General features: G+C 48.9%; 11 protein-coding genes. 9 read left to right on the top strand and 2 right to left on the bottom strand.

Annotation, left to right across the window (positions count from 1 at the left end; translation table 11 throughout):
• Both KDK18_RS12320 and rpsT read right to left on the bottom strand, forming a co-directional pair.
• The coding region (locus tag KDK18_RS12320) for a hypothetical protein (protein ID WP_257255221.1) at positions 1 to 897 on the bottom strand (897 nt) is incomplete at its 3' end.
• 59 nt (positions 898 to 956) lie between these two features.
• Positions 957 to 1,223: a 30S ribosomal protein S20 gene (gene rpsT / locus KDK18_RS12315; protein ID WP_257255220.1), complete on the bottom strand. Its 267-nt coding sequence runs from the start codon at positions 1,221 to 1,223 to the stop codon at positions 957 to 959.
• Between the two features lie 285 nt (positions 1,224 to 1,508).
• On the opposite strand from rpsT, the gene murJ reads away from it, so the two are divergent.
• From murJ to KDK18_RS12270, 9 genes are all read left to right on the top strand, one after another.
• Entirely contained in the window at positions 1,509 to 3,092 is a 1,584-nt protein-coding gene (gene murJ, locus KDK18_RS12310; RefSeq protein WP_257255219.1) for a murein biosynthesis integral membrane protein MurJ, read from the top strand.
• Positions 3,093 to 3,272: 180 nt separating this feature from the next.
• Positions 3,273 to 4,196 carry a bifunctional riboflavin kinase/FAD synthetase gene (gene ribF, locus KDK18_RS12305; RefSeq protein ID WP_257255218.1) on the top strand — a complete coding sequence of 308 codons (924 nt, stop codon included), beginning with the start codon at positions 3,273 to 3,275 and terminating at the stop codon, positions 4,194 to 4,196.
• Positions 4,197 to 4,363: 167 nt separating this feature from the next.
• Positions 4,364 to 7,201 (top strand): isoleucine--tRNA ligase, encoded by a 2,838-nt coding sequence (gene ileS / locus KDK18_RS12300; protein ID WP_257255217.1) that lies wholly within the window; start codon positions 4,364 to 4,366, stop codon positions 7,199 to 7,201.
• A 231-nt stretch (positions 7,202 to 7,432) separates the two neighbouring features.
• Positions 7,433 to 7,927, top strand: a complete 495-nt coding sequence (gene lspA, locus KDK18_RS12295; RefSeq protein WP_257255216.1) for a signal peptidase II — start codon at positions 7,433 to 7,435, stop codon at positions 7,925 to 7,927.
• A gap of 96 nt (positions 7,928 to 8,023) precedes the next feature.
• On the top strand, positions 8,024 to 8,503 hold the full coding sequence (locus KDK18_RS12290; RefSeq protein WP_257255215.1) for a peptidylprolyl isomerase: 480 nt from the start codon (positions 8,024 to 8,026) through the stop codon (positions 8,501 to 8,503).
• A gap of 3 nt (positions 8,504 to 8,506) precedes the next feature.
• Positions 8,507 to 9,451, top strand: coding sequence for a 4-hydroxy-3-methylbut-2-enyl diphosphate reductase (ispH, locus tag KDK18_RS12285; RefSeq protein ID WP_257255214.1), 945 nt, complete (start codon positions 8,507 to 8,509; stop codon positions 9,449 to 9,451).
• 88 nt (positions 9,452 to 9,539) lie between these two features.
• On the top strand, positions 9,540 to 10,139 hold the full coding sequence (locus KDK18_RS12280; RefSeq protein ID WP_257255213.1) for an ANTAR domain-containing response regulator: 600 nt from the start codon (positions 9,540 to 9,542) through the stop codon (positions 10,137 to 10,139).
• Between the two features lie 146 nt (positions 10,140 to 10,285).
• Positions 10,286 to 10,507, top strand: a complete 222-nt coding sequence (locus tag KDK18_RS12275; RefSeq protein ID WP_257255212.1) for a hypothetical protein — start codon at positions 10,286 to 10,288, stop codon at positions 10,505 to 10,507.
• A 55-nt stretch (positions 10,508 to 10,562) separates the two neighbouring features.
• A partial coding sequence (locus KDK18_RS12270) for a CmpA/NrtA family ABC transporter substrate-binding protein (RefSeq protein WP_257255211.1) occupies positions 10,563 to 11,374 on the top strand: 812 nt, incomplete at its 3' end.

Below are 11,374 nucleotides of genomic sequence, written 5' to 3'. Positions count from 1 at the left end.
GTTATAATCTGTGCCTTCCGTGTGTAACTTCTGATACTCCTCTTTTACTGTCTCTAAAGCATAGCCTCCGGTATCCCAATCGTCTTGAAACTCGGCGCCCTTGTTTTGTTGGTAAAGAAGGTTTGCCTGAGCAATGATGCCGGCGGTATTCAGTGTCAAGATAGTCAGTGAATTCCAGATGCCTGTTTGGTGAAACGAAATACCCAGAGCGAGTGCCATAACGTAGTAAATGGTGTATTCAGAGGCACCGGCTGCACCGAATGCCAGAGGTGGAAGCAGGAGGAGCATGCCGGTATTTTTGCTCATATAATCGCTGATTCCACTATTGGTCAGGCCGGAATCTTTTTGTTCGGAGGCTTGAGCATTCCTGGAGTCCATGAAAACCTCTTTTGCGTTCTCCATGGCGATAGTTCGGTAAAGGAACTGATTGTCGCCCCTGGCGAATGTCTCGAACGACGCGTGAGTCTTGGTAACAGCATCTGCGATCTTCCGGAAGAACTCATGATCGCTTTCGGTCGGAGTAGGGTGATTGCCAATTTTGGCTATCTGCATGATCTTTGTGATCTCGCCGGTGCAGACGACTTTTGGAAGTGTGGGGTAATCAGACACCGTCTCTTGTACGATTGCAGCAGCCTCGACGGGGTTTATTTTGTAGGCGAATTTGGCTATTCCCATCTCGGTAATTACCTCAGTCGATGTGCCTTTTGGGGCGCAAAATACCAAAGTGAATTCCTGTGGAGCGGGCGTCGCATAAGAGAGCGTTGCTGTCAGGCAGCTGAAAGCGAGCAAGAGTAACGAATAAACATACCGCATGATTAAGATCCTCGTTGAGAGGGGGTAGAAAGAAACAATGCGGAAGTATAGTTGTGAATTTAAAGTTTCAATTTGTAAAGGCATAAAAAAAGCCGGTAAAAAACCGGCCTTTTTGTAATGCCCTTGCTACGCGGGGCTAACAATTATGCAGACAGAGCTTTGATCTGTGCATTCAGGCGGCTCTTGTGACGAGCAGCCTTGTTTTTGTGGATGATGCCTTTGTCGGCCATGCGGTCGATCACTGGCACAGCCGCGATGTATTCAGTTTTAGCCAGTTCAATGTCTTTGGCTTCGATGGCGCGAACTACTTTCTTGATGGAAGTACGAACCATGGAGCGCAGGGAAGCATTGTGATTACGACGCTTCTCAGCCTGACGGGCGCGCTTCTTGGCGGATGGAGAGTTAGCCATTTGTGGTGCTCCTAAGAATCTTGATTAACCGTTTGCACTGTCTTTAAACAGGGCTGCTTCGGGCACCCTGTTGGGAGTATGGTGTTTGCCGCGTCACCGACGAATCCCCCGGGCAAGGGCTTCACCAGTGCCATACCCATACAGTCGAGTCGCGGAATCATGCCTATTTGAACAAGGGTTGTCAATAAGGCTTCTTGACGCTTTGGCACGCAAACCCGCATCATGCTGTTATTAACTTTGACAACTCAGTACTATCGCCAGTTTTTGATCGTTTGAGCAACCTGAATGTCCATAGAGAACCTATCAGAGAGCCCTCAGAAGAGTGAAGATGAGGATAAAACGCCCGGTTTGTTGAGATCGAGTGTGGTTGTGGGAATGATGACCATGCTTTCCAGAGTGTTGGGGTTGGCCAGAGATGTAGTCATTGCAGGGTACTTTGGTTCTACTTCGTCAGCAGATGCATTCTTTGTAGCCTTCAAGATTCCAAATTTTCTTCGTCGGCTGTTTGCTGAGGGCGCTTTTTCCCAGGCATTTGTACCAGTGTTGTCAGAGTATCGTAGTAAACGCAGCTTTGAAGAGGTGCGCTATCTGCTCAGTCGGGTCAGTGGTACCCTGACGGTTTTGCTGCTGCTGGTGACTCTGGTCTGTATGCTGGCCTCTCCCCTTTTAATCCGCCTGTTTGCTCCGGGTTTTGTTGATTACCCTGAAAAGCTGCTGCTGGCTGAAGAGATGCTGAGGATTACTTTTCCCTATCTTTTGCTGATATCGCTGACTGCTCTGGCGGGCTCCATACTGAATAGTTACAACCGGTTTGCGGTACCTGCCTTTACCCCGGTCCTGCTGAATCTCAGTCTGATTGGCTCAACTGTCTTCCTGTCACAATGGTTTGATGAGCCTGTCATGGCTCTGGCCTGGGGGGTTGTGATTGCCGGTGTGTCACAGTTGTTGCTGCAAATTCCTTTTTTACTGCAGATTCACCTGCTGCCTGCCCCCGGGTGGGGACATAAGCACGAAGGTGTGAGGCGAATCGTAAAACTGATGATTCCGGCGTTATTCGGGGTATCCGTCAGTCAGATCAACTTGTTGCTGGATACGGTGCTGGCATCTTTTCTGGAAACCGGAAGTGTTTCCTGGCTTTATTACTCTGACCGCCTGTCAGAACTGCCGCTGGGTGTTTTTGGTATCGCCATTGCCACAGTGATTCTTCCGAGCCTCTCTCGCAAGCATGCTGATGACGCCGGAGATCAGTTTTCCAAAACCCTGGATTGGGCTATTCGTCTTGTCCTGTTGATTGGCGTTCCAGCGGGCATTGCGCTGTTCATATTGTCAGAGCCTCTGCTGGCAACATTATTTGATTACGGTGAGATGCAGAACCGGGATGTGGTGATGGCGGGTATGAGTCTGCGGGCTTATTCTCTGGGTTTGATCGCCTTTATGTTGATCAAGGTGCTTGCGCCAGGCTACTTTGCCCGTCAGGATACCAAGACTCCGGTCAAGATTGCCATTATCGCGATGGTGGCCAATATGGCTCTTAATCTGATGTTGGTTTTCTGGCTGAAACATGCTGGTCTGGCTCTGGCTACCACTTTGTCTGCCTTCTTGAATGCCGGGTTATTGTTGTGGGGGTTAAAACGTTCCGGAGTATTCACTCCTGAATCGGGGTGGTGGTTATTCTGTGGGCGTCTGATCTTTGCCAATCTTGCAATGGCGCTGCTATTGGTCTGGATGGCGGGGGAGGCTGTCTGGTGGTTGGATGCCACGCTCTGGCAGAGAGTGTCTGAAATGGCGAAAGTGGTTGGTGCCGGACTTGCTGTTTACGCAGCGGCACTCTTGGTCATGGGATTGCGCCCTGCTCAATTCAGACATTAAAGACCAGGGTCCGGCGGACAGCTTGTTATTGTCTGCCAGATTTCCTTTTAGCAGTTTCATGAGCGAAATATTCAATCCCGGAAAAAAGAGCAGCGATTTGATGAATATGGCTCTTAAGTCCATAACGCACCTGAGATATAATCCCTGCCTTTGCCAGCCTAACAGAGAATAAACCGCCCAATGCAGTTGATTCGCGGAATGCACAATATCAGACCGGAGCATCGCGCCTGTGTTGCGACTATTGGTAATTTTGATGGTGTTCATCTGGGGCACCGCACTATCCTGGAGACACTGCGGCAGCAAGCCTTCGAGTTGGGCGTCAGGGTCTGCGTGATCACTTTTGAACCTCAGCCCCGGGAATATTTTCAGGGCGGTCAGGCGCCGCCGAGGCTTTCCAACCTGAGAGAAAAACTGACGCTTCTGGAAGAGGCCGGTGTTGAACAGGTATTGTGCCTGCCTTTTAATCAGAAGCTGCAAAACCTTACGCCAGATGATTTTGTTATGAAGGTGCTGGTGGATGGGCTGGACATACGCTACCTGATAGTGGGAGATGATTTCCGTTACGGACTGAAACGGCAGGGAAATTTTGCGCACCTGAGAAAGATGGGCGATCAGTTCGGGTTTGAGGTGTGCGATACCCGAACGGTATCCATGGATATGGATCGTATCAGTAGTACCCGGATCCGTCAGCAGTTGGCGAATGTGAGTCTGAGTGCAGCAGAAAAATTGTTAGGGCGTCCCTTCACCATGATGGGGCGTGTTATCAAAGGTCGGCAGCTGGGTAGGCAGCTGGGTTTTCCAACAGCCAATATACGTGTCTGCAGGCGGACGCTGCCCATACAGGGAGTGTTTGCAGTCAGGGTGTTGTTCGATGGCCGAAGCCACGATGCGGTAGCGAATCTGGGTGTCAGGCCCACATTGGAGGCTAAGCGTGCCATGCTGGAGGTGCATCTTCTGGATTACCAGGGAGACCTTTATGGCCACACTCTGCGGGTTGAGTTTATTAAGAAAATCCGTGATGAGAAAAAGTTTGAATCGCTGGATGCCCTCAAGGCAGCGATTACCGATGATGTAAAAGCAGCAAGAAGCTTCTTTCATCAATAAGCCAGATTGAAAAACCTGTTTCATGAACGCTTAGATGGAACAGGTCGTGAGAAGATTGCCGGGAACGTCGTTCGGAACCTCCGAACGAGTTTCTTAAAACAGTTTGGGATGACGATTGATGGGCATGTGTGTCTGGCCCGCAAGACGTGTGATGATGAGATCCAACTATGACCGACTATAAGCATACATTGAACTTGCCGGAGACTGATTTCCCAATGCGTGGAAATCTGGCCAAGCGTGAGCCTGAAATGCTCAAGCGCTGGTACGACGAGGCGCTTTATGAAGAAATTCGCAAGGTATCTGAAGGTCGTGAAAAGTTCATTCTGCATGATGGCCCTCCTTATGCCAATGGCGATATTCATATCGGTCACGCGGTCAATAAAATCATTAAGGACATGATCATCAAGTCCAAAACCCTGAGCGGTTTTGATGCGCCCTATGTGCCGGGCTGGGACTGCCACGGTCTGCCGATTGAGCACAAAGTGGAAGGTATGCTGGGCAAAGCGGGTGATAAGGTTGATTTTAAAACTTTCCGTGCCAAATGCCGTGATTACGCCAGCAAACAGGTTAATGGTCAACGTGAAGACTTTAAGCGCATGGGCATTCTGGGTGCCTGGGATAAGCCCTATCTGACCATGGATTTCCAGACCGAAGCCGACATAATTCGAGCCCTGGGTAAAATAGCCGACAACGGTCATCTGGTGAAAGGTTATAAGCCTGTTTACTGGAGTGTGGCCGGAGGTTCTGCATTGGCTGAGGCTGAAGTGGAATACCAGGAAAAAACGTCCACCCAGATTGATGTGCGTTATGCCGCTCTTGATGATGCTGACCTGCTGTCTGCATTTGATTTTGACAGTGAAGAGCAAGGTGAAGGGGAGGTAGCTGTTGTCATCTGGACAACAACGCCATGGACTTTGCCATCTTCTCAGGCGGTGACACTGGGAGCTGAATTGGGTTATGCCCTGATTCAGTGTCAGGTAAACGGTCAGCCTGCACGACTGATTCTTGGCGAGCAGTTGGTTGAGTCAGCCATGCAGCGTTATGGCATTGAAGACTACACCATGATTGCCCGTAGCCCGGGCGTCCGGTTGGAAGGCAAAAAAGTTGCCCACCCATTCTACAAGCGTGAAATCCCACTGATCCTGGGTGATCACGTCACAACCGACGCTGGTACCGGCTGTGTTCATACTGCACCTGACCACGGTGTGGATGACTTTAATGTTGGTAAAAAATACGGCATTGGCACTCTGAACTACCTGGATGATGCCGGTGTTTATCGCAGCCACGTTGAACAGTTTGCTGGTGAACACGTTTACAAGGTTGATCCAAAGGTTGTCGAAGCGGTCGAAGGTAATGGTCGTTTGCTGGCTCAGGCCAAAATGGTGCACAGCTATCCACACTGCTGGAGAACCAAAACGCCTTTGATTTTCCGGGCTACACCTCAATGGTTTATCAGCATGGAAAAAGAAGGTCTGCTGAATACCGCCATGAAGTCACTGGATAACGTCAAGTTCACTCCGGACTGGGGCCGTAACCGTATGGAGTCCATGCTGGGTCAGAGCCCCGACTGGTGTATTTCTCGTCAGCGTACCTGGGGGGTGCCCATTGCTCTGTTTATTCACAAGGAAACCGAAGAGCTGCACCCGGATACTTCTGCCCTGATTGAAAAAGTGGCCTTGAAAGTCGAGCGTGAAGGTATGGATGCCTGGTTTGATCTGGAGCTTTCTGACCTCTTAACAGCGGAAGACGCTGAACATTACGTGAAGGTGACAGACACTCTGGACGTCTGGTTTGATTCCGGCGTCACTCATTATTCTGTGCTGGATCGTCGCAAGGGCCTGCATTCACCTGCAGATATTTATGTAGAGGGTTCTGACCAGCATCGTGGCTGGTTCCAGTCATCCCTGAAGACCGGTATTGCTACCAAAGGAGTGCCTCCCTATAAGCAGCTCCTGACTCATGGTTTCACGGTGGATGCCAATGGTCGCAAGATGTCCAAGTCTCTGGGTAATGTCATTGCTCCCCAGAAGGTATTCAAGTCACTGGGCGCCGATATTCTGCGCCTCTGGGTCTCTGCAACTGACTACACCGCAGAAATGACCGTATCTGATGAAATTCTCAAGCGTACGGCAGACAGCTATCGTCGTATTCGAAACACGGCTCGTTTTCTGCTATCTAACCTGAACGGTTTTAACCCTGAAACTGACACTGTGGCCCGGGACGATATGCTGTCTCTGGATCGCTGGGCAGTGGATCGAGCCATGAAATTGCAGGAAGAAGTCATTGACGCTTATGACAGCTACAATTTTCTGAATGTTTACCAGAAAGTCCATAATTTCTGCTCTCTGGATCTGGGCGGTTTCTATCTGGATATTATCAAGGATCGTCAATATACAACGCAGTCAGATAGTCTGGCGCGTCGAAGCTGTCAGACCGCTATGTTCCATATCGTTGAAGCGTTTGCCCGTTGGATAGCGCCTATCACCAGTTTTACAGCTGATGAGATCTGGCAGGCTATTCCTGGTCTGCGCAGCAAGTCTGTTCTGCTGGAAACCTGGTATGAAAACCTGATAAGTCTTGAGGGTGATGAGTTGGGTGCTGAATACTGGAACTCCGTCATGACCGTGAAACACGCTGTTAACAAGGCTCTTGAAGATGCTCGAAAAGGTGACCGTAATGAAAGTGTGATCGGTGGCGGACTTGAAGCAGAAATAACCTTGTTTGCCAATGAAGAACTGCTCGAAACACTGGGCAAGCTTGGCGATGAACTGCGCTTTGTCCTGATTACTTCCAAGGCTGAACTGAAGCCTCTTTGTGAAGCTATTAATGCCGTGGATACCGATGTTGATGGTCTGAAGGTGGCTGTTCGCAAGTCAGAGCATGAGAAGTGTGTTCGTTGCTGGCACCGTCGTGAAGACGTTGGCACTATCGAAGCTCACAAAACACTCTGTGGCCGTTGTGTTGATAATGTTGATGGTGAAGGTGAAGTAAGGAAGTTTGCCTGATTGATCATCATGAGTCAGAAATGCCCGATACAGTTCGGGCATTTTTTCACTCACTGGTGCTCCATTTTTTGACTGCAAGAACAGTCAACCAGAGAAGGAATACTAAGTTCCTCGAGTTATAGGCTTAGAGCTTTATCTTATATTTCGGTTTGTAACCATATCGACGTTTATACGACTCGGCATAAGATTTAACTGGGACTCACTAAGACAGATTAAAAGGGCCTCAACGGTATGAGAAAAAATTCCTGGGGAATGCTCCACTGGTTGTGGATCAGTGGAGTGGTTCTGATTCTGGATCAGCTGGTCAAGCATCGGGTAGTGGACAGTTTATATCTTTATGAGCAGGTGCCTGTCATCCCATCCTTTTTCTCACTGACTCTGGCCTATAATACCGGCGCTGCTTTTAGTTTTCTGAGTGATCAAGGGGGCTGGCAACGGTGGTTTTTTGTGGGAGTGGCATCGGTTGTCAGTCTGATGCTGGTCATCTGGCTTGCCCGAATGAAAAAAGATGAAAGATGGCAGGCATGTTCCATGGCTCTGATACTGGGAGGTGCACTGGGCAATCTTTATGACCGGTTCATGAATGGTTACGTCGTGGATTTCTTGCTGGTGTATTATGACGGCTGGTATTTTCCATCCTTCAATCTGGCGGATATGGCCATTACCTCCGGTGCTGCGATGTTGATTCTGGATATTTTCCGGCCTCAACACAACAGTCATAGCTGAAATTATATCGGACTGTGAGGCACCCGGAACCTCTTGGCTGACGGTTGCCATTGTCTGTGTATGAATGGATTTTTCGAAAGCGGGTATAGAAAAACAATGTCTGATGTTGTGGTAGGACCAGGAAAGCAGGTAACGCTGCACTTCGCCCTGAAACTGGAGGACGGGCAGGTGGTAGACAGTAATTTTGATGGCCAGCCTGCCACTTTTGTCGTGGGGGATGGAAACCTGCCTCAGGGTTTTGAGCAGGTGATCTATGGTCTGTCCGAGGGCGATCAGGGCAGTTTCAGAATTCCTCCTGCCGGTGCTTTTGGCATGCCCAATCCTGAAAATATCAGGGAATTTGCCAGGGACAGTTTCTCTGGTGACATGGCGTTGCAGGAGGGCTTGGTCGTTTCTTTTGCCGATGCGGCCAACTCTGAGCTGGCTGGCGTTATTACAGGTTTGACAGACAGTCATGTTCAGGTGGACTTCAATCATCCACTGGCAGGTAAAGAACTGTTGTTTGAAGTGAACGTTCTGAACATCACTCAAGCGGCTAATACACCAGAAACTCATACACTAGATAAAGAGTGCTGAGGTATGAAAATCAGGCTGGCAAATCCCCGGGGATTCTGTGCAGGCGTTGACCGGGCTATCGACATTGTAAACCGGGCTCTGGATGTTTTTGAGCCTCCTATTTATGTGCGTCACGAAGTTGTTCACAACAAGTTTGTGGTCGAAAATCTCAAAGAGCGTGGTGCCATATTTGTCGAGGAGCTTCATCAGATACCGGATGATTCTATCGTTATTTTCAGTGCTCACGGTGTTTCCAAAGCGGTCGAAGCAGAAGCTGACCGTCGAGGTCTGAAAGTCTTTGATGCATCCTGTCCTCTGGTCAAAAAAGTCCATATGGAAGTTGTGCGGTACTCCCGTGACGGCATGGAGTGTATTCTGATTGGTCATGATGGTCATCCCGAGGTGGAAGGTACCATGGGCCAGTACGACGACGCTAATGGCGGGAAGATGTACCTCGTTGAAACAGAAGACGATGTTCAAAAACTGGCAGTGAAAGATCCGAAACATCTTGCTTACGTGACTCAGACGACACTGTCCATGGACGATACTGCGAGGGTGATTGATGCTCTGAGAGTCAGGTTCCCTGAAATTAACGGACCACGTAAAGACGATATCTGCTACGCCACTCAAAATCGTCAGGATGCTGTGAAGGCTCTGGCGTCGGAATGCGATACAGTCTTTGTGGTAGGTTCTGTGAACAGTTCCAATTCCAATCGCCTCAGGGAGTTGGCAGAAAGAACAGGTGCATCAGCTTACCTGGTTGATGGTGCTGATGATATTCAGCCTGAGTGGCTGGAAGGTAAACAAACTCTGGGTATTACCGCAGGTGCTTCCGCTCCCGAAGTGCTGGTGAAAGGTGTTATCAACCGACTGATTGAATTAGGCGCTGAAGAGCCGAAAGAGCTTGAGGGTGAAGAAGAGAATATTGTTTTCACTATGCCCAAAGAACTTCGGATCGTAGAAGTTTGATTTCTAAATGCTTAACTGAATCCTGATTGCTCTGGTACAGCCTTTGCTTATAAATAACCTGTGAATAGTTATCTTTTCAGGGAAGAGAATGTTGCAGGTTATGGATTCAGTGTTGTTGATTGGAGACCGTTCGTCTCGACTATCTGTTTTGAACCGCGCACTGAATGAGTTTGGTTATGAAGTCATTGAGCGACAAGAACAGAATGAGGACCTGCTGACCCTTGTCTCCAGCCTCTTGCCCGATATTCTGGTGATTGGTCTGGATAAACCTGCCCCTTCGCTTTTGGAAAAGCTCGCTTTGATCAGTAAGGCTTCTCCACTTCCTGTCGTCATGTTTGTAGAGCAAACCACCGAGAATATTGTCCAGCAAGCTATTCGATCCGGTGTTAATGCCTACATCGTGGCTGACCTTCAGCCACAACGCCTCAAAACTATTATTGACGTAGCCGTTGCCCGCTTTCAGGAATACCAGTCATTGAAAGATGAGCTGGTGCAGACCCGGAGTCGTCTGGAAGATCGAAAGATATTGGACAGGGCTAAGGGTTTGCTGATGACCAGGCAAGGGATTAGTGAAGACCTGGCATATAAAAAGTTAAGAAAGATGGCTATGGATAACGGCAAAACTGTGGCGGCTGTGGCCAGAAATGTCATTGATGTTTTCAACATGTTAGAAGAAAAAACGTCATGATCGGAAGGTTGCACGTTGTTGGTGCGCATTTTCACTGCGATGCACCAAGCTGAAATAAAATGAAAGAAAATTCAAAAAATAAGCATAGTTAGAGACTGAAAATAGTTGGCATGAAGAATGCTTAAAGTCAGCTACAACAATAAAAAATGTTCCTGTCAAGGGTGGCGGGAACAGACATTCACAACAAAGGCGTTGTGAAAGAGAGCAAAGGCGCTCACCGCTGTCTGGAAGAATTTCCAAGGCGCGGTGGGCGCTTTTTTTTACATGGATGTACCGTGTCCCTGAAATGCAAGACGACAGGATGTGGTTGTCAGAGCGAAGCAGGCGCCATAGCCGAGGAGCCATTTTCAGGGAGCGGTGCAGAATAATAAATCTTTAGGTAGCAGGGCTGTGAGCTATCAGTAGAGATGTTGGGAGTAATGAATGAAGTGGTTTAAACCCTTAAAGTCGGTCGCACTGAGTGCTCTGATTAGCGTCAGTGGTCTTGTATCGATGCAGGCAAAGGCTGAGTTGGGCTATCCAGAAAAAGAAGAGCTGAGGTTTGGTTTCATCAAACTGACGGACATGGCTCCCATAGCCATCGCCTACGAAAAAGGTTACTTCGAAGATGAAGGTCTGTACGTCACGATTGAAGCTCAGGCAAACTGGAAGGTCTTGCTCGATGGTGTGATCGATGGACGACTCGATGGCGCGCACATGCTGGCCGGTCAGCCTATTGCTGCGACTATGGGTTATGGGACTAAAGCTGAAATTATCACTCCGTTTTCCATGGATCTGAATGGTAATGGTATCACCGTTTCCAATGAAATCTGGAAACAGATGAAGCCAAATATTCCCAAGCGGGCAGACGGCAAGCCTCAACATCCTATCAAAGCCGATGCTCTGAAGCCGGTTGTGGAAAAGTACAAAGACGACGGCAAGCCATTCAACATGGGCATGGTCTTCCCGGTATCTACACACAACTATGAATTAAGGTACTGGTTGGCAGCAGGTGGCATTCACCCTGGATATTATGCTCCGCACAAGGGAGATACTTCGGGTCAGATTAATGCTGACGCACTGCTCTCTGTGACTCCACCACCCCAGATGCCAGCCACTATGGAAGCAGGCACTATCTATGGTTACTGCGTAGGTGAGCCCTGGAACCAGCAGGCTGTGTTCAAAAATATCGGTGTTCCTGTTGTTACGGATTATGAGATCTGGAAAGACAATCCTGAGAAAGTGTTCGGTATTAC

It is taken from the genome of Endozoicomonas sp. SESOKO3 (genome assembly GCF_024606255.1).
Note: the sequence above shows the minus strand (reverse complement) of the source record. Positions and strands in the feature narration are given on the sequence as shown.

Coding starts and splice junctions, on each gene's coding strand:
- rpsT (WP_257255220.1), bottom strand. CDS start 1,223: ATGGCTAACTCTCCATCCGCCAAGAAGCGCGCCCGTCAGGCTGAGAAG.
- murJ (WP_257255219.1), top strand. CDS start 1,509: ATGTCCATAGAGAACCTATCAGAGAGCCCTCAGAAGAGTGAAGATGAG.
- ribF (WP_257255218.1), top strand. CDS start 3,273: ATGCAGTTGATTCGCGGAATGCACAATATCAGACCGGAGCATCGCGCC.
- ileS (WP_257255217.1), top strand. CDS start 4,364: ATGACCGACTATAAGCATACATTGAACTTGCCGGAGACTGATTTCCCA.
- lspA (WP_257255216.1), top strand. CDS start 7,433: ATGAGAAAAAATTCCTGGGGAATGCTCCACTGGTTGTGGATCAGTGGA.
- KDK18_RS12290 (WP_257255215.1), top strand. CDS start 8,024: ATGTCTGATGTTGTGGTAGGACCAGGAAAGCAGGTAACGCTGCACTTC.
- ispH (WP_257255214.1), top strand. CDS start 8,507: ATGAAAATCAGGCTGGCAAATCCCCGGGGATTCTGTGCAGGCGTTGAC.
- KDK18_RS12280 (WP_257255213.1), top strand. CDS start 9,540: ATGTTGCAGGTTATGGATTCAGTGTTGTTGATTGGAGACCGTTCGTCT.
- KDK18_RS12275 (WP_257255212.1), top strand. CDS start 10,286: ATGTTCCTGTCAAGGGTGGCGGGAACAGACATTCACAACAAAGGCGTT.